This window comes from Streptomyces sp. CNH189, assembly GCF_000527195.1.
In genome coordinates this window covers 239,723-258,582 of sequence record NZ_AZUS01000002.1, presented here as the reverse complement: position 1 = coordinate 258,582, position 18,860 = coordinate 239,723, and the positions used below count along the sequence as shown (strand labels likewise).

The window sequence follows — 18,860 nt, the reverse complement described above, 5'->3', positions numbered from 1 at the left end:
GCACGGGTGGGCGCAGGCGGTGCCCCACAGCGGGCCGTGGGGCTTGAGCGCGCCGTTCCCCGCGCCCCTTCGGGGCGCTTCTGTGTACGTGGTCACAGTTCCTCTGGGTCATACGCCCTCACGCCCCACCCCCCGCTCACGCCACTCTGCTGTCCGGCGCGACGACCCATCTGCGAAGGGCGACCATGACCGACCCCGTGAGCCGCACGATCCTGTTGCTGGACATCGAGAGGTTCAGCGACCGGGACGACGTGGAGCAGGCGTATCTGCGCCGCATGCTCTACGACGTGACCGACCGCGCGCTGGAGGCCGCCGGCATCGACGAGACGCTGCGCACGCGCGCGGACCGCGGGGACTCCGTGATGGAGCTGATCGACGCGAACGCCCCGGTCACGGCGTTGCTGCGGGTCCTGCTCACCGAGGTCCCGGTGCAGTTGCGGGCCGTCAACCGCATGGCGTCGCGGTCCGCGCAGATGCGTCTGCGCGGGGTCCTCGCCGGCGGGTACGTCGCCGTCGACCGTCTCGACGGCTGGGTCGGCTCCGACCTCAACCACGCCTGCCGTCTGCTGGACGCCGCCCTGCTGCGCGCGGCCCTGCGCGAGCGCGCCGACGACTTCGCCCTGTGCGTGTCCGACTCCGTGTACCAGGGCGTCGTACGCCACGACCATCCGGGCGTACCGGCCGCCGCCTTCCACCGAGTGACGGTGGACACCAAGAACGGCCCGCTGCCGGCATGGCTGCACGGTCCGGTGCCGCGGGGCGAGGAGGACCACGGTGAGCGGGGGGCGGGGGAGGCGCCGGGCGGATCGGGGGACCGCCCGGCGCCGGCCGCCGCCGCCTCGGGAACCGCGGACGTCGACGCCCGGAACCGCCCGGCGCCGGCCGGACACCGAGGAGCCGCGGCGCCGGGTCCGGTCCTGGACGTCGGCAACGGCACGGTGAGCTTCGGCGGCGGTTATGTCGCCGGTGACCAGCACGGCGTGTCCGGGGGCCAGGTCACCGGTGACGTCGTGCTGGGCAGCAAGACGGAGGGGGAACGCCCATGACCGTCCAGGACACCACGGGTCCGGGGGCCGCCGGCTCGGCCGCCCCTCCCGCGCCCGACGGGGCCGCCCCCGACGAGCACCCGCAGGGGAAGCCCGCCGCCGAGGAGTCCGAGGAGCGCGACCAGCCGCAGAACGCGTGGTCGGCCCGGCGTGACCTGGTCGACCACAGCCCTCGCACCATGAAGGTCGGCTCGCACGCCTCCTTCGGTGGCGGTCTGGTGAGCGGCGACCAGCACGGCGTGTCCGGCGGCCGGGTCACCGGCGACGTCGTCATGGGCGGCAAGACGGTCCATCACTGGACGTTCCCCGGCCTGTCCACGGCCGCCTCCGCCTCGGGCGAGATACCGCGCGCCACCCTGGACCGGCTCGCCGCCACCTTCGTCGCGTCCGGTGACACCTTCGACGAGCTGGTCGGGCGGCTGCGCCGGGACCGGGTCCTGGTGCTGTCCGGCGCCCGCTTCACCGGCCGCCGCACGGCCGCCCTGATGCTGCTGCACCGGCTCGGCGCCACCCCCGTGGTCGCTCTGGACCGCGAGACCACCCCCGGCTCCCTGGCCGACCGGTTCACCGTGCGGGACGACCCGGCGAACGGCACGGACGCGATGCCCGCCGCGCGCGCCCGCGGATACGTCCTGTGCGACCTGGAGACCCGCCGCGGCAGTGCCCTGCGCGAGACCCATCTGCTCGGCGCAGCGGACCGGCTCGCCGAGCAGGACGCGTACGCGGTGATCACCGTCGGGCCGACCGCCGTCCTGGAGGACGACGTGTCCGCGGCCGACTGGCGGCCCCCGGCGAACGAGGACGTGCTCGCCGCCCACCTGAGCGTCCGCGCCGACGACGAGACGGTCGAGCGCCTGCTGGGAACGCCCGCGGTCAAGGAGTTCCTCGACCACGGCCACCAGCTGCGCGAGGTCGCCGCCTTCGCCCAGCTGCTCGGCCGGTACGCCGCGGGCGAGGTCACCGAACGGGAGGTCGCCGCCTTCTCGCTGGTGTCGCTGGAGAACCAGGTCCGCGAGTGGTTCGAGGAGGACGAGGCCACCGTCCACCTGCGCGACAAGGCGTTCCTCATCGCGCTCGCCGCGTTCGACGACGGCCCCTACGCGCTCACCGCCGAGCTCAGCGACCTGCTTTACAGCTCTCTCCAGCAGACCGAGAACCGGTCCCGGGCCCCGGAGATCCCCGTCTTCGGCACCCACGTCGGCAAGCGCCTGCAGCTCGCCCGCGCCCGTCTCTCCGAGGGCGAGGAGCACACCGAGTGGGGCCCGGTCACCCAGACGAAGGCCGCGTTCCACGACGAGCGGGCCTCGCTGGTGCTGCTGCGGGAGGTGTGGACGGGCCACCCCTCGGCGCGGCCCGCCCTGATCCAGTGGCTGCGCCGGCTGGCCGACGACGGCAGGCCCCTGGTGCGCACCCGTGCCGCGTCCACCGTCGCCGTGCTCGCCCGCACCGACCTGCCGTCCGCGATGGCGCTGGTCATCGAGCCGTGGGCGATGTCCAACCTGTTCCGCCACCGGCTCGTGGCGGTCAACTCGCTCACTCTCGCCCACCACATCGGCACGCCGAACGTGCCGCGCATCCTGGACACCTGGTCGGAAGCCGAGGACCGGCGGCTGCGCTGGGTGGCGGTCCGCGCGTACGCGCTGATCGGCCCGGAGCGGCCGGCCCAGGCGCTCGCCGCGCTGCGCGCCGCCACCCGCGAGCTGTACAGGCGCTTCGGCGACCCGGACGACTTCGACGTGGAGATGGTGCGGGAGCTCGCCGAGGCCGTGGAACTGCTGCTGCTGTCCCCGGCCGCCTCCGAGGTCCTCGACGACCTGCGCGCCCACCTCGACGACGACCGTGCCGTGCACGACCTGGTCCTGGGCGGCTTCGTGAGTGCCTGCGGACGCACCGAGGGCGACGAGCGGTACGGCGTCCCGCTGGTCCTCGACTGGTACGCCCGGGCCGCGACCGACGAGGACCGGGCCGCCGACGGCATCGCGCACCTGTGGCGGGAGGCGCTCGGCGACCCGTACCGCACCCGGCACGCGCTGGACACGCTGCGCGCGTGGGTGCTGATCGCGGACCGCTCCACCGCCGTCGAGTGGGCGCTCGCCGCGCTGCTGCCGAGGCTCGTCACCACGCCCACGGAGCACCAGCGGCTGAGCCACCTGCTGCGCACCATGCCCGGCGAGGACGGCGATCCCCCGCCGGAGGTCGCCGCCCGCCTGCTCGGCACGCTGCCACCGCGCTGACGCTCCGACCCCGTCGACGAAAGACATCCCATGCCTTCCTTCCACCGACCGCCCGAGTGGCAGCAGCCGGCCGACCGGCACAGCCGGCTGTCCGACCCGGTGCTGACCGTGAGACAGCTGTCCCGGTTCGAGCTGTCCCTGAAGCACGTGGTCCGCATCGACCACGCCCTGGTCTTCTCCACCCCCAAGGGCGGCTACGAGCCCTACCTCCCGCCCGCCCGGCCGGGCCGCGGCGAGATCGCCGCCCGGCGCTACACCGCCGTGTACGAGGTGGACATGGGCGTCCACCCCTTCACCGAGACGCTCACGCTGCCCAGCGACAACGACGCCTTCGAGTTCACCGCCGAGGTGGACTTCTCGTGGCAGGTGCTGGATCCGGCACGGTTCGTGGCGAGCGGCGTCCGGGACGTGCCCGCGCTGCTGATCGGCGAGTTGCAGCAGGCGGCCCGCCCGGTGACCCGGCGCTTCGCCGTCGCCGACAGCGCGCGGGCCGAGCGGGAGCTGCTGAGCGCGGTCACCGTCGTCGGCCCGCTCGGCGCGCCCGCCGGGCTCCAGGTCACCTGGACCCTGCGGCTGCGCCGCGACCAGGCGAACATCGACCACCAGCGGCGGCTCCAGCAGATCGGCCACTCGGCGGAGGAGCAGGTCCACGCGGCCCAGGAGGGCATGCGGGTCGATGTCGCCATGGACGACCGCCACCGGCAGCAGGACGAGCTGCAGGCCGTACGAGCCATGGAGTACGGGCGCCGGCAGCAGGAGCTGGCCATGCAGCAGCACCACTGGCAGCACGAACAGGCGATGCTGCAAGGGCACCAGATGCTGGAGCTGCAGCAGATCGAGACCCAGAAGATCGAGTTCTACCAGTGGCATCTGTCGCAGGGCGGTGTGCAGGCCTGGGCGCTCCACCTGGCGCAGCACCCGGAGGACTCGCAGCTGGTGATGACCAGCATGCGCGAGGACCAACTGCGCATGATCCAGGCGCAGATGGAGCTGGTGAAGGAGCTGCTGGGTGGGAAGGGCGCGGAGAAGTTCGAGCTCGAGGGGCCCAAGCAGCTGGCGCTGCGCACGGTCAGCGACATCCTCAACCAGCGTCTGCCCGGGGTCCCGCAGAACCCTCCACTGCTTCCGTCGCCGGAGGGACCGGACGGGAGCGGAGCGGTCGGCACCCCGCCCCCGGGACCCGCCCCGTCGCCGTACGCCGCTGCGCCGCACGGTGCCGCACCGGCGGCCGTGCCGAGCGCGCCGCCGCCGGGACCGCCAGGGGCGCCCGACACCCCGTACGCGCCCCCTGTGCCCACCGCCGCGACTCCGACGGCGTACGCACCGTTGCCCTATCCGCCGCCCGGCCCGTACCCCCCGCCGATGCCGCCCGCGCCTGTGCCTCCCGCGCCCGGAGCGCCGCCGGCCGCCGCCTCGCCGTACCCGCCACCGTCCGCGCCGCCGGCCTGGCAGCCGCCCCCGGGCTACGGTCACACGCCGACCGCGCCCCCGCAGCAGGCGCCCACCACCCCCGGCCCGTCGGAACCGCGTCCGGCGGGACCCGGCCCGACGGAGCCCACGGACAAGGACGCGGGGTCATGACGACCGTCGGCCCCGACCCGTCCCCCACGCCCCCGGCCGCCCCGCCACTTCCGGCGGATCCACCGGCCCCGGCGGCTCCACCCGCCCCCGCCCGGTCCGGCACCGAGGTGTGCGAGCGGCTGCTGACCGACCTGCGCACCGAGATCGCCCGCGCCGACAGCAAGGCGGCCGTGCTGGTCGCCGCGCTCGGCATCACCGCGGGCGTGTTCAGCGGCCTGCTCGCCGGACAGGACTGGTCGCCGGACGCGCTGTCGGCGTTCGGGGCCGTGGTGTGGTGGGCCGGGGCCCTGGCCCTCGCCCTGTCGCTGCTCTCGCTGCTCCTGGCCGTCCTGCCCCGCTACCGCAGCGGGACGTGGGCGCCGGGGCAGCCCCTGTCGTACTTCGGCGACATCCAGCGGGCCGTGCGGACGGGCCGGCTGGACACGGCGCTCGCCGACACCGAGGCCCACCCGCTGGCCGCCCTGACCACGGCGCTCACCGAGACGAGCCGGATCGCCTGGCGCAAGCACCAGTGGATCCGCACCGGCCTGATCGCCTTCTGCACCGGCACGCTCCTGCTGCCGGCCTCCCTGCTGGTCGGCTGACCCCCGTGGGCGGCCACCGCGCACCTCAAGCGAAGGAAGCACCATGACCCAGCCACCGCCGACCCCTCCGGAGTACCCCGAGACGACCGGCCGGCCCGGGGCGGCGCAGGTCCCCCCGGCGTACCCGGCGCCCCAGCAGCAGCCCCCGGCCCAGCCGTACGTTCCCCAGCAGCAGTCCCCGGCACCGTCGTACGTCCCCCAGCAGGCGCCGCCGTACCCGCAGAACCCGCAGCAGACGGCACCGGGGGCCGCCCCGTACGTCGCGCAGCAGGCCACCCCAGCCCCACCGCACTACCCGGTCGGCCCGCCGGCCCCCCAGCCCTCGCACCCGCACCCGCACGCGTCGGCCCCGCCCCCGTACCCGCAGGCCGCCGCCGCTCCCCCGTACCCGCAGGCCGTGGTGCCGCCTCCGCCGCGCTCACCGCTGCACCCGCACCACATCAGCACCGAGCGCGGGCGGGTCCACATCGCCGGTCAGCAGCGGCACACCGACGCCACCGCCTTCGGCAACCTCCTGCTCCACCTGCCGAACTTCCTGTGCAGCCTCGTCGTCGTCACCCTGGTCTCGCTGCTCTTCGGCGGCCTCGGGGTCCTGCTGATACTGGCGTGGCTCGTCAGCGGCGCACTCGTGTTCCACCGCCCGACGGAAAGCGCCCTCGCGCGCCATCTGCTCCGTCTGCGCTACCCCACTCCGCAGGAACGAGCCAAACTCGAACCGGTCTGGCGCGAGGTGACCGCCCGGGCCGGCGTCGAGGGCCGGAACTACGAGCTGTGGGTCGAGGACAGCGACAGCCTCAACGCGGTCGCGGCAGCGGGCCACATCGTCGGCGTGACCAGCTTCGCGATGAACAACCTGCCCAACGGCGAGCTGGCCGCCGTCATGGCGCACGAGCTGGGCCACCATGTCGGCGGGCACGCCTGGTCCGGGCTGCTCGGCTACTGGTACGCGCTGCCCGGCCGGATCGCCTGGCGGCTGCTGCGCGCCGTCACCGGCTTCCTGTTCCGGGTGTCACGGGCGTTCTCCTGCCTCGGCGTGGCCTTCTTCGGCCTGTGCGCCGGCGGTATCGCCTTCGCCACCATCAGCACGCTGTACGGTCTGCCGCTGTTGCTCCTGGGCATGCCGTACGCCCTCGCCGCCGTGGGCCGCCGATCGGAGCTGCGCGCCGACCAGCACGCCGCGGCGCTGGGCTTCGCGCCGATGCTGGCGGCCGTGCTGGAGAAGCTGCACCAGCAGGAGCAGGTGCGGACCGCCGCGCTCACCGCGGCGAACCGGGGCGCCCCGGTCACCGAGACCGCGGCGAGCAGGCTGCTGTCCTCGCACCCGGACCACCACACCCGGCTGCACCACCTGCAGCCGTACCTCCGGCCGACCCGCTGAGCCGGCCGTCAGCCCGAGGTCGCCACCACCGCCAGCAGTCCGAACAGCCCCAGGAAGATCAGCCAGCCGGCCAGCGAGAGCCACCCCAGCACCAGTCCGGTCAGCGCCAGACCGTCACCACTCTCACCGGTGCGGCGTATCTCCGACTGCGCCATGTGCCCGAGGATCACGGCCGGCAGTCCGGTGAGGCCGCCGGTGGCCACGCACAGCACCCCGCAGACCATGGAGGCGAGCGCCTTGCCGTTGGTCCGGGGCTGCGGCCGGGCCAGGAACGTCGGCGGCACCGGCCCCTGGGGGGTCGTCAGCGGCTGGGGCATCGGGCCCTGCGGCAGATCGGCCACCAGCAGCGACAGCTCGGCCACCGTGCGGGCGGAGTAGGCGCGCGCCACCCGCTTCTCGAACTCCGGGTGGTCCAGCCGCCCCTCCCCGTACCCGGCGCGCAGGACGTCCACCGCCCGCTCGCGGTCGGCGTGGGAGGCCAGCATCGACGGGGCACCGGGTCCCTGCAGGGGGTTGCCCTGCCACGGAGTCGGATACGACACGGCTGCCTCCCCAGGGCCGGGACGGACACGTCCCAGTATGAGTATTCACCCCCTTGAACGCACCGCGCGGGGCGTTCGGTTCCACGCAGGCCCCCGTCGCGCGTGATGCGGACACGCCGAAGGGCGGCCACCCCGCACGGGGTGACCGCCCTTCGGTTCAGGCGACTCGCTTACTGGTTGTACGGACCGTAGTCGTAGTCCTCCAGCGGAACGGCCTGGCCGGAGCCGGTGCCGAACGGCGAGTAGTCGATGTCGTCGTAGCCGACGGCCGAGTACATCGCGGCCTTGGCCTCCTCGGTCGGCTCGACCCGGATGTTGCGGTAGCGGGACAGACCCGTACCGGCCGGGATGAGCTTACCGATGATGACGTTCTCCTTGAGGCCGATGAGCGAGTCGGACTTGGCGTTGATCGCCGCGTCCGTCAGCACTCGGGTCGTCTCCTGGAAGGAGGCGGCCGACAGCCAGGACTCCGTCGCCAGCGAGGCCTTGGTGATACCCATCAGCTGCGGACGACCGGAGGCGGGGTGACCGCCCTCCTGGACCACACGACGGTTCTCCTGCTCGAACTTCGAGCGCTCGACCAGCTCGCCGGGCAGCAGCTCCGCGTCGCCCGACTCGATGATCGTCACCCGGCGCAGCATCTGCCGGATGATGATCTCGATGTGCTTGTCGTGGATCGACACACCCTGCGAGTTGTAGACCTTCTGGACCTCGCCGACCAGGTGGACCTGGACGGCACGCTGCCCCAGGATGCGCAGCACGTCGTGCGGGTTGGTGGCACCCACGGTGAGCTGCTGGCCCACCTCGACGTGCTCGCCCTCGGAGACCAGGACCTTGGCGCGCTTCGAGATCGGGAACGCCGTCTCGTCGCTGCCGTCGTCCGGAGTGACGACGAGCTTCTTCGTCTTCTCCGTCTCCTCGATCCGCACGCGGCCGGAGGCCTCGGAGATCGGGGCGACACCCTTCGGGGTACGGGCCTCGAAGAGCTCGACGACACGCGGCAGACCCTGGGTGATGTCGTCACCGGCCACACCACCGGTGTGGAAGGTACGCATCGTCAGCTGGGTGCCGGGCTCACCGATGGACTGGGCGGCGATGATGCCGACCGCCTCACCGATGTCGACCAGCTTGCCGGTGGCCAGCGAACGGCCGTAGCACATCGCGCAGGTGCCGACGGCGGACTCGCAGGTCAGGACCGAACGGGTCTTGACCTCCTCGACGCCGCGGGAGACGAGCTCCTCGATGAGGACGTCGCCCAGGTCGGTGCCGGCCGGGGCCAGCACCTGACCGTCGACCACGATGTCCTCGGCGAGGCAGCGCGCGTACACGGACGTCTCGACGTCCTCGGCCTTGCGCAGCACGCCGTCCGCGTCGCGGCCCGCGATCTTGAGGCGCAGACCACGGTCGGTGCCGCAGTCCTCCTCGCGGATGATGACGTCCTGGGAGACGTCGACCAGACGACGGGTGAGGTAACCCGAGTCGGCGGTACGCAGAGCGGTGTCCGCCAGACCCTTACGGGCACCGTGCGTGGAGATGAAGTACTCCAGCACGGACAGGCCCTCACGGAACGACGCCTTGATCGGACGCGGGATCGTCTCGTTCTTCGCGTTCGACACCAGACCACGCATACCGGCGATCTGACGCATCTGCATCATGTTGCCTCGTGCACCCGAGTTCACCATCATGAAGATCGGGTTGGTCTTCGGGAAGTTGTCGTTCATCGCCTCGGCGACCTCGTTGGTCGCCTTGGTCCAGATCGCGATGAGCTCCTGCGTGCGCTCGTCCTTGGTGATCAGACCGCGCTCGTACTGCTTCTGAACCTTCTCGTCCTGCGCCTCGTAGCCCTTGACGATCTCCTTCTTCGCCTCGGGAACGACGACGTCGGAGATGGCCACGGTGACACCGGAACGGGTCGCCCAGAAGAAGCCGGACGCCTTCAGGTTGTCGAGCGTCGCCGCCACGATGACCTTCGGGTAGCGCTCGGCGAGGTCGTTGACGATCTCGGAGAGCTGCTTCTTGCCGACCTCGTAGTCGACGAACGGGTAGTCCTCGGGCAGCAGCTCGTTGAAGAGCGCGCGGCCCAGGGTGGTGTTCAGGCGGAACGGGTCCCCCTGCTGCCACTCGGAGGCCTCGGCCTCGCCGTCCTCGCCCACCGGCGGGGTCCAGCCACGCGGCGGGATGGTGCCGACCGGGAAGCGGATGTCGATCTTCGACTGGAGCGACAGCTCGCCCGCGTCGAAGGCCATGATCGCCTCCGCGACCGAGGCGAAGGAACGGCCCTCGCCCTTGAGGTCGCGCATCTCGCCGTCGGTGGTGAGGAAGAACAGACCGAGGACCATGTCCTGGGTCGGCATCGTCACCGGGCGGCCGTCGGCCGGCTTGAGGATGTTGTTCGAGGACAGCATCAGGATGCGGGCCTCGGCCTGCGCCTCCGCGGACAGCGGCAGGTGCACGGCCATCTGGTCACCGTCGAAGTCCGCGTTGAACGCGGTGCAGACGAGCGGGTGGATCTGGATGGCCTTGCCCTCGACCAGCTGCGGCTCGAAGGCCTGGATGCCGAGGCGGTGCAGCGTGGGCGCACGGTTCAGCAGAACCGGGTGCTCCGCGATGACCTCTTCCAGCACGTCGTACACGACCGTGCGGCCGCGCTCGACCATGCGCTTGGCCGACTTGATGTTCTGCGCGTGGTTCAGGTCGACCAGGCGCTTCATCACGAACGGCTTGAACAGCTCCAGCGCCATCGCCTTCGGCAGACCGCACTGGTGCAGCTTCAGCTGCGGACCGACGACGATCACGGAACGCGCGGAGTAGTCCACACGCTTGCCGAGCAGGTTCTGACGGAAGCGGCCCTGCTTGCCCTTGAGCATGTCGGACAGCGACTTCAGCGGACGGTTGCCGGGGCCCGTCACCGGGCGGCCACGACGGCCGTTGTCGAAGAGCGCGTCCACGGCCTCCTGGAGCATGCGCTTCTCGTTGTTCACGATGATCTCGGGCGCGCCGAGGTCGAGAAGCCGCTTCAGGCGGTTGTTGCGGTTGATGACACGGCGGTACAGGTCGTTCAGGTCGGAGGTCGCGAAGCGGCCACCGTCCAGCTGCACCATCGGACGCAGGTCCGGCGGGATGACCGGGACGCAGTCCAGGACCATGCCCTTGGGGCTGTTGGAGGTCTGCAGGAACGCGGAGACGACCTTCAGCCGCTTCAGGGCGCGGGTCTTCTTCTGGCCCTTGCCGGTGCGGATGATCTCGCGGAGCTTCTCGGCCTCCTCGTCGAGGTCGAAGGACTCCAGGCGCTTCTGCAGCGCCGCGGCACCCATCGAGCCGTCGAAGTACGTGCCGAAGCGGTCACGCAGCTCGCGGTAGAGCAGCTCGTCGCCCTCGAGGTCCTGGACCTTGAGGTTCTTGAACCGGTTCCACACCTCGTCGAGGCGGTCGATCTCGCGCTGCGCACGGTCGCGCAGCTGCTTCATCTCGCGCTCGGCACCCTCGCGCACCTTGCGGCGCACGTCGGCCTTGGCGCCCTCGGCCTCCAGCTCGGCCAGGTCGGTCTCGAGCTTCTTGGCGCGGGCCTCCAGGTCGGAGTCCCGGCGGTTCTCGACCTGCTGGCGCTCGACGGAGACGTGGGCCTCCAGCGACGGCAGGTCGCGGGTACGACGCTCCTCGTCCACGTACGTGATCATGTACGCGGCGAAGTAGATGACCTTCTCGAGGTCCTTGGGAGCCAGGTCGAGCAGGTAGCCCAGACGGCTCGGGACACCCTTGAAGTACCAGATGTGCGTGACGGGCGCGGCCAGCTCGATGTGGCCCATCCGCTCGCGGCGCACCTTGGCGCGGGTGACCTCGACGCCACAGCGCTCACAGATGATGCCCTTGAAGCGGACGCGCTTGTACTTGCCGCAGTAGCACTCCCAGTCCCGGGTCGGACCGAAGATCTTCTCGCAGAAGAGTCCGTCCTTTTCGGGCTTGAGGGTGCGGTAGTTGATGGTCTCGGGCTTCTTGACCTCGCCGTGGCTCCACTGACGGATGTCGTCAGCGGTGGCCAGACCGATCCGGAGCTCGTCGAAGAAGTTGACGTCGAGCACTATGCGTCAATCCCTCTCAGGGTTGTAAGTCATGGGGTCTGAAACGGGGGTCCTGGGGCCGGCGGCCTTCACGGGGAAGGCCGCCGGACTCCCGTCAGACCTCTTCGACGCTGCTCGGCTCGCGCCGGGACAGGTCGATGCCAAGCTCCTCCGCTGCGCGGAAGACGTCCTCGTCGGTGTCGCGCATCTCGATGGACATGCCGTCCGAGGACAGCACCTCCACGTTCAGGCACAGGGACTGCATCTCCTTGATGAGGACCTTGAAGGACTCGGGGATGCCGGGCTCGGGGATGTTCTCGCCCTTGACGATGGCCTCGTAGACCTTCACGCGGCCGGTCACGTCGTCGGACTTGATGGTCAGCAGCTCCTGGAGCGCGTAGGCGGCCCCGTACGCCTCGAGTGCCCACACCTCCATCTCGCCGAACCGCTGGCCACCGAACTGAGCCTTACCACCCAGCGGCTGCTGGGTGATCATGGAGTACGGACCGGTCGACCGGGCGTGCAGCTTGTCGTCGACCAGGTGGTGGAGCTTCAGGATGTACATGTAACCGACCGAGATCGGCTCGGGGAACGGCTCACCGGAGCGGCCGTCGTACAGCCGCGCCTTACCGGTCGGGAGCACCATGCGCTCGCCGTCACGGTTCGGGATGGTGTGCTGCAGCAGACCCGCGAGCTCGTCCTCACGCGCACCGTCGAAGACCGGGGTGGCGACGTTGGTGCCGGGCTCGACCTTGTCGGCGCCGATGACCTGGAGCCGCTCGGCCCACTCCTCGGCGAGGCCGGAGACGTCCCAGCCGCGGCTGGCGAGCCAGCCGAGGTGGATCTCCAGGACCTGTCCCGGGTTCATCCGGGACGGCACGCCGAGCGGGTTGAGGATGATGTCGACCGGGGTCCCGTCCTCGAGGAACGGCATGTCCTCGATGGGCAGGATCTTGGAGATGACGCCCTTGTTGCCGTGACGGCCGGCGAGCTTGTCACCGTCGGTGATCTTGCGCTTCTGCGCGACGTAGACGCGCACCAGCTGGTTCACACCGGGGGGAAGCTCGTCGCCCTCCTCGCGGTCGAAGACGCGGACGCCGATGACCTTGCCGATCTCGCCGTGCGGCACCTTCAGCGAGGTGTCACGGACCTCACGGGCCTTCTCACCGAAGATCGCGCGGAGCAGGCGCTCCTCCGGGGTCAGCTCGGTCTCACCCTTGGGCGTGACCTTGCCGACGAGGATGTCACCGGCGACGACCTCGGCACCGATGCGGATGATGCCGCGCTCGTCGAGGTCGGCGAGGACCTCCTCGGAGACGTTCGGGATGTCCCGGGTGATCTCCTCGGGGCCGAGCTTGGTGTCACGGGCGTCGACCTCGTGCTCCTCGATGTGGATCGAGGAGAGGACGTCGTCCTGCACGAGGCGCTGCGACAGGATGATCGCGTCCTCGTAGTTGTGACCCTCCCACGGCATGAACGCGACCAGCAGGTTCTTGCCGAGCGCCATCTCGCCGTTCTCGGTGGCCGGGCCGTCGGCGAGGACCTGGCCCTCGACGATCCGGTCGCCCTCGGAGACGATGACCTTCTGGTTGACCGAGGTGCCCTGGTTGGAGCGGGAGAACTTGGCCAGGCGGTACGTGATGTACGTGCCGTCGTCGTTGGTCGTGGTGATGTAGTCCGCGGAGACCTCCTGGACCACACCCGCCTTCTCCGCCTTGACCACGTCGCCGGCGTCGACGGCGGAGCGGTACTCCATGCCGGTGCCGACGAGCGGGGCCTCGGACTTGATCAGCGGCACGGCCTGCCGCATCATGTTCGCGCCCATGAGGGCACGGTTGGCGTCGTCGTGCTCGAGGAACGGGATCATGGCGGTCGCGACCGACACCATCTGGCGCGGCGAGACGTCCATGTAGTCGACCTCGTCGCCGGGGACGTAGTCGACCTCGCCGCCGCGGCGGCGGACCAGGATGCGGTTCTCGACGAAGCGCATGTCGTCGCTCAGCGGCGCGTTGGCCTGGGCGATGACGAAGCGGTCCTCCTCGTCGGCGGTCAGGTAGTCCACATCGTCGGTGACCTGGCCGTCGACGACCTTGCGGTACGGCGTCTCGATGAAGCCGAACGGGTTGATCCGCCCGTAGGAGGCGAGCGAGCCGATCAGACCGATGTTCGGGCCTTCCGGCGTCTCGATCGGGCACATGCGGCCGTAGTGCGAGGGGTGCACGTCACGGACCTCGAAGCCGGCCCGCTCACGGGAGAGACCACCCGGGCCGAGGGCGTTCAGACGACGCTTGTGCGTCAGCCCCGACAGCGGGTTGTTCTGGTCCATGAACTGCGACAGCTGGCTGGTGCCGAAGAACTCCTTGATGGAGGCGACGACCGGCCGGATGTTGATCAGGGTCTGCGGCGTGATCGCCTCGACGTCCTGGGTGGTCATGCGCTCGCGCACGACGCGCTCCATACGGGCGAGACCCGTACGGACCTGGTTCTGGATCAGCTCGCCGACGTTGCGGATGCGGCGGTTGCCGAAGTGGTCGATGTCGTCGGTCTCGACGATGATCGAGCGGCCCGACTCGCCGACCGTCTCGGTCTCACCGGCGTGCAGCTTCACCAGGTACTTGATCGTGGCGATGATGTCGTCGGTGGTGAGCACACCGGCGTCGAGCGGCTGGTCGCCGCCGAGCTTCTTGTTGACCTTGTAGCGGCCGACCTTGGCCAGGTCGTAGCGCTTGGGGTTGAAGTAGAGGTTCTCGAGCAGCGTCTGCGCGGCCTCACGGGTGGGGGGCTCGCCCGGGCGCAGCTTGCGGTAGATGTCGAGCAGCGCGTCGTCCTGGCCCTGGGTGTGGTCCTTCTCCAGGGTGGCGCGCATGGACTCGTACTCGCCGAACTCCTCGAGGATCTGCTCGGTGGTCCAGCCGAGCGCCTTCAGGAGGACGGTGACGGACTGCTTGCGCTTGCGGTCGATGCGCACACCGACCATGTCGCGCTTGTCGATCTCCATCTCCAGCCACGCACCCCGGGACGGGATGATCTTGGCGGAGAAGATGTCCTTGTCGGACGTCTTGTCGATGGAGGAGTCGAAGTAGACGCCGGGCGAGCGCACCAGCTGGGACACCACGACACGCTCGGTGCCGTTGATGACGAAGGTGCCCTTGTTCGTCATGAGCGGGAAGTCGCCCATGAAGACGGTCTGGGACTTGATCTCGCCGGTCTCGTTGTTGGTGAACTCGGCCGTGACGAAGAGCGGGGCGGCGTACGTGAAGTCGCGGTCCTTGCACTCGTCGATGGAGTTCTTCGGCGGCTCGAAGCGGTGGTCGCGGAAGGTCAGCGACATCGACCCGGAGAAGTCCTCGATCGGGGAGATCTCTTCGAAGATCTCCTCCAGACCGGACTTGGTGGGGACGTCGTGCCCGTTCTCGAGAGCCTCCTCGACGCGAGCCTTCCAGGCGTCGTTGCCGAGCAGCCAGTCAAAGCTCTCGGTCTGCAGCGCGAGAAGGTTCGGAACCTCGAGGGGCTCCTTGATCTTTGCAAAGGAGATGCGCAGCGGGGCGGTGCTGGCGCCGTTGTTCGTATTCGCGGTCGAGGCGTTGCGCGAGGCGGCCAAGAGGGGGTCCTTCCGAGGGCTCGGACTCACTACGCGCGTACCGGCCCCCCACTGGGCGCGGGGACGGACATTCCAGGTCGGAAAGGATCCGGTCGTCCGTGCTCGAGTGAGGGCATGCCCCTGGTGACGGGCAGGGGACAGCTAACAGGCAGCGCAAAGGGACAGTGTAGCCACTTGGCACACTGATGTCCAGTGCGGTGTACGAGACCGGTTGGAGGCCCTCGTTGTACTCAACTCCTGCGGCAAGGCGCTGCCCTCAACGCACCGTGATACTGCCCTCTTTGCCGTCGATCCATGCCTCGGATTCGGATCCTTGTGACGACGCGTCCTGAGAATTGCGCGCTGCGTGCGGTTCGTCAAGGGCCCCCCTTGTTCGAACCGCCGCCGTCCGGCTCATCTCCGCGGCCCCTCGGAGGCACAACGAAGATCACCATACCCCCCGCCGTCCCGGGTGCAAGGCAGTCGCCGCCGACCCCCCGGAACGCCGAAGAGCGACCACCCGGATGGATGATCGCTCCTCGGCGCTTGAGCGTTACACGCCCCGTGGGACGCGTGACGGATCCTGTCGGACCCGGAAGGTGTTACTTGACCTCGACGGAGGCGCCGGCGGCCTTGAGGGACTCGGCAGCCTTCTCCGCGGCCTCCTTGTTGACCTTCTCCAGGACCGGCTTCGGGGTGCCGTCCACGAGGTCCTTGGCCTCCTTCAGACCCAGGGAGGTCAGCTCACGCACGACCTTGATGACCTGGATCTTCTTGTCGCCGGCACCGGTGAGGACGACGTCGAACTCGTCCTTCTCCTCGGGGGCCTCGGCGGCAGCGCCGCCGCCCTGGCCGGCAACGACGACCGGCGCGGCGGCGGCGGCGGTGACGTCGAACTTCTCCTCGAAGGCCTTCACGAACTCGGAGAGCTCGATGAGGGTCATCTCCTCGAACTGCGCGAGCAGGTCTTCCTGGCTGAGCTTCGCCATGATGGCGGTCCTTCCACTAAATCGGCAGGTGCCGGATGTACGGGGTGAGGCGGGCGTACGTCAGGCCCGCGTCGACCCTCACCTCAGGCGGCGAGGATCGGAAAGCGAGCCGAATTACTCGGCACCGCCCTGCTCGTCCTGCTTGGCACGGAGCGCGTCCACGGTGCGGACGAGCTTCGAGGGCAGCGCCTGGAAGACGGAGGCAGCCTGGGACTGCTTCGCCTTGAAGGCACCGGCCAGCTTGGAGAGCAGAACCTCGCGGGACTCGAGGTCCGCAAGCTTCTTGATCTCGTCGGCGGACATCGCCTTGCCGTCAAGGACACCGCCCTTGATGACGAGATTCGGGTTTTCCTTGGCGAAGTCACGAAGACCCTTCGCCGACTCCACCGGGTCACCGGTGACGAAGGCGACCGCCGTCGGGCCAGCGAAGAGCTGGTCGTCGAGCGTGATCCCGGCCTCGTTGGCCGCAATCTTGGTCAGCGTGTTCTTCACCACGGCGTACTGGGCGTTCTCACCGAGCGAACGACGCAGCGTCTTGAGCTGCGCCACGGTGAGACCGCGGTACTCGGTCAGCACGGCGGCGTTGGAGCTGCGGAACTTGTCCGTCAGCTCGGCAACCGCGGCAGCCTTGTCGGGCCTCGCCATAGAGCCTCGGCCTCCTTCCGGGTGATTCGGACCGCGCGGACCCGAAGGAGGACTGGGGAAAACGAAACGCCCCGGGCGCAGGCGCACGGGGCGAAGCTCAACCGGTTCTCCGCGCCTTGCGGGGCGGTCTCCCGGGAACTCATCCAATGTCACCTGCGCGGGTCGTCCGCAGTTCAGCGGATCCTTCGGCCACCGCGCCCTCGTACGAGCGCACGGCAACGACCAGCGGTCTTTGGCTTCGGTGGAAGAGTACGTGAACGGATCGGCGTGAGGCAAATCGGCCGATCGGGGGCTCCCGGCGCACTTCTGGACGCCGGGAGCCGACGGCTCACAGGCCGGTTCGGGGGACTACGAGGCCGCCCCCGCGCCCAGCGACTCCAGCTCCTTCATCAGCTCCATGAAGTCGAAGGTCTCGCCCGCGGCCGGCGCCTTGACCTCGGCCTTGGCGCCGTAGTCGGAGTAGTGGGCGGTCATCTTCATCGTGCCCTCGGCCATGGTCATGCCGACGACCATCTTGGCCGGGTAGTTGTCCTCGTTGACCCAGACCTCGGTGTCGTAGCCCTTCAGGCCCGTCTTCTTCATGTTGGTGACGAGCTGCTCGCGCTCGGCCTTGGTGAACATCCCGTCGAGCGCCTTGTTGGTGTCGAGCATCTCCTCGACGGTCAGCGTGCCCTTGTAGTGCTGCGTCTCGACGCCGTCGACCTTGGCCGGGCCCACGTGCTTCAGGCTGGGCGAGCCCAGCAGCAGGGCGAGCTGCTGCGCCGGGTCCTGGTTCATGTTCTCCAGGCCGCCGGTCATCTGCTTCTGGACCTCCGGGTCGCCGGTCGCGTCGGCGAGGGCCTTGAAGTCCATCTTCATCCAGCGCTTGCCGTCCATCTGGGCGGCCTGCTCGGCACCCATGTCCATGTACATGGCGCCGTCCAGCATGATCATGCGGACCTGCTGGGGCCCGTCCGGGGCGCCCGCGGCGAGAGCGGAGCCCTTCATCGTGACGTCCATGACCGCCGGGTCCCACCCCTGGACCCCGGACATCTCCATGGTGCCGCCGCCGTCCAGCCCGGCCGGCATGGTCATCGTCATCCGGACCTTCGAGGACTTCGCCTCGGAGGTCTTCTTGAAGGCCGCCTGGAGGACCTCCGTCGCCTCGTTCTGCGTCTGCGCCTTGGAGCCGGACGAGCCCGCGGCCTTCTTGCTCCCGCCCCCGTCACCGTCCTGGCACCCCGCGAGGCCCACGACGACCGCTGCGGCCGTCAGACAGACACCCGCGCGCTTCCATGCGGCCATGGCCATGAATACCCACCCCTGATGTTTCGCCGTACTTCGTGTGTGATTCCTGTGCACGGTAACCCACCGCACCGACACAGGCGTACGGAAAAACCCGCCCCCCCGCCCGAGTTGGGCGTGGGGACGGGTTTTTCGATGCGTGCGCACACCGGCCCGTCGGCCGGCTCACCCGGCTCAGACGGAGGCCGGGTCCTCCTCGACGAGGAGGTTGCGGGTGCGGTTCGGGTCGAGCGGAATGCCGGGGCCCATCGTGGTGCTGAGCGCGGCCTTCTTGATGTAGCGACCCTTGGCGGCGGACGGCTTCAGACGGAGGATCTCCTCCAGGGCCGCGCCGTAGTTCTCCACCAGCTTGGTGTCGTCGAACGACGTCTTGCCGATGATGAAGTGCAGGTTCGCGTGCTTGTCGACACGGAACTCGATCTTGCCGCCCTTGATGTCGTTGACGGCCTTGGTGACGTCCGGGGTCACGGTGCCGGTCTTCGGGTTCGGCATCAGACCACGGGGACCGAGCACGCGGCCGAGGCGGCCGACCTTGCCCATGAGGTCCGGGGTGGCGACGACGGCGTCGAAGTCCAGACGACCCTTCGACACCTCGTCGATCAGCTCGTCGGCGCCGACGATGTCGGCGCCCGCGGCGCGTGCGGCCTCGGCACGGTCACCGGTCGCGAAGACCAGGACCCGGGCGGTCTTACCGGTGCCGTGCGGGAGGTTCACGGTGCCACGGACCATCTGGTCGGCCTTGCGCGGGTCGACACCCAGACGGAAGGCGACCTCGACGGTGCCGTCGAACTTGGTCGTGGACGTCTCCTTGGCGAGACGGACGGCCTCGAGCGGGGCGTACTGCTTCTCCCGGTCGATCTTGGCGTCCGCAGCGCGGAGAGACTTGCTGCGCTTGCTCACTGAAAGCTCCTGTGCGTTCGAGGAGTTGTGGTCCGGGCC

At 69.9% G+C, this 18,860-nt stretch carries 12 protein-coding genes; 5 read left to right on the top strand and 7 right to left on the bottom strand.

Annotated elements, in window-relative coordinates; genetic code table 11:
* The first annotated feature begins 185 nt into the window (after positions 1–185).
* From B100_RS0104060 to B100_RS0104040, 5 genes are read left to right on the top strand one after another with little or no spacing between them, the layout of a single operon-like run.
* Positions 186–1,046, top strand: a complete 861-nt coding sequence (locus tag B100_RS0104060) for a hypothetical protein (RefSeq protein WP_024883182.1) — start codon at positions 186–188, stop codon at positions 1,044–1,046.
* Positions 1,043–3,280, top strand: coding sequence for a hypothetical protein (locus tag B100_RS0104055; RefSeq protein WP_024883181.1), 2,238 nt, complete (start codon positions 1,043–1,045; stop codon positions 3,278–3,280). The genes B100_RS0104060 and B100_RS0104055 overlap by 4 nt, the downstream gene beginning before the upstream one ends.
* Before the next feature lie 30 nt (positions 3,281–3,310).
* Positions 3,311–4,861 carry a hypothetical protein gene (locus B100_RS36895; protein ID WP_024883180.1) on the top strand — a complete coding sequence of 517 codons (1,551 nt, stop codon included), beginning with the start codon at positions 3,311–3,313 and terminating at the stop codon, positions 4,859–4,861.
* Positions 4,858–5,445: a Pycsar system effector family protein gene (locus B100_RS0104045; protein WP_024883179.1), complete on the top strand. Its 588-nt coding sequence runs from the start codon at positions 4,858–4,860 to the stop codon at positions 5,443–5,445. The genes B100_RS36895 and B100_RS0104045 overlap by 4 nt, the downstream gene beginning before the upstream one ends.
* Before the next feature lie 43 nt (positions 5,446–5,488).
* Complete coding sequence (locus tag B100_RS0104040) at positions 5,489–6,823, top strand: M48 family metalloprotease (RefSeq protein ID WP_024883178.1); 1,335 nt, start codon at positions 5,489–5,491, stop codon at positions 6,821–6,823.
* 8 nt (positions 6,824–6,831) lie between these two features.
* Here B100_RS0104040 and B100_RS0104035 read toward each other — a convergent pair whose 3' ends face one another.
* The 7 genes from B100_RS0104035 to rplA all read right to left on the bottom strand — a co-directional run bounded on the left by B100_RS0104035 (position 6,832) and on the right by rplA (position 18,821).
* Positions 6,832–7,365: a DUF1707 and DUF4190 domain-containing protein gene (locus tag B100_RS0104035; RefSeq protein WP_024883177.1), complete on the bottom strand. Its 534-nt coding sequence runs from the start codon at positions 7,363–7,365 to the stop codon at positions 6,832–6,834.
* Positions 7,366–7,535: 170 nt separating this feature from the next.
* The gene (locus B100_RS0104030; protein WP_024883176.1) at positions 7,536–11,444 is read right to left on the bottom strand and encodes a DNA-directed RNA polymerase subunit beta'; all 3,909 of its coding nucleotides are present in this window, start codon (positions 11,442–11,444) and stop codon (positions 7,536–7,538) included.
* A 94-nt stretch (positions 11,445–11,538) separates the two neighbouring features.
* Complete coding sequence (rpoB, locus tag B100_RS0104025; RefSeq protein WP_024883175.1) at positions 11,539–15,024, bottom strand: DNA-directed RNA polymerase subunit beta; 3,486 nt, start codon at positions 15,022–15,024, stop codon at positions 11,539–11,541.
* A 581-nt stretch (positions 15,025–15,605) separates the two neighbouring features.
* Entirely contained in the window at positions 15,606–15,992 is a 387-nt protein-coding gene (rplL, locus tag B100_RS0104020) for a 50S ribosomal protein L7/L12 (RefSeq protein WP_024883174.1), read from the bottom strand.
* Between the two features lie 114 nt (positions 15,993–16,106).
* Positions 16,107–16,637: a 50S ribosomal protein L10 gene (gene rplJ / locus B100_RS0104015; protein ID WP_024883173.1), complete on the bottom strand. Its 531-nt coding sequence runs from the start codon at positions 16,635–16,637 to the stop codon at positions 16,107–16,109.
* Between the two features lie 348 nt (positions 16,638–16,985).
* Positions 16,986–17,927 carry an SCO4651 family lipoprotein gene (locus tag B100_RS0104010; protein WP_024883172.1) on the bottom strand — a complete coding sequence of 314 codons (942 nt, stop codon included), beginning with the start codon at positions 17,925–17,927 and terminating at the stop codon, positions 16,986–16,988.
* A 168-nt stretch (positions 17,928–18,095) separates the two neighbouring features.
* A complete protein-coding gene (rplA, locus tag B100_RS0104005; protein ID WP_024883171.1) occupies positions 18,096–18,821 on the bottom strand; it encodes a 50S ribosomal protein L1 in 726 nt (241 codons plus the stop codon).
* Positions 18,822–18,860: the final 39 nt, after the last annotated feature.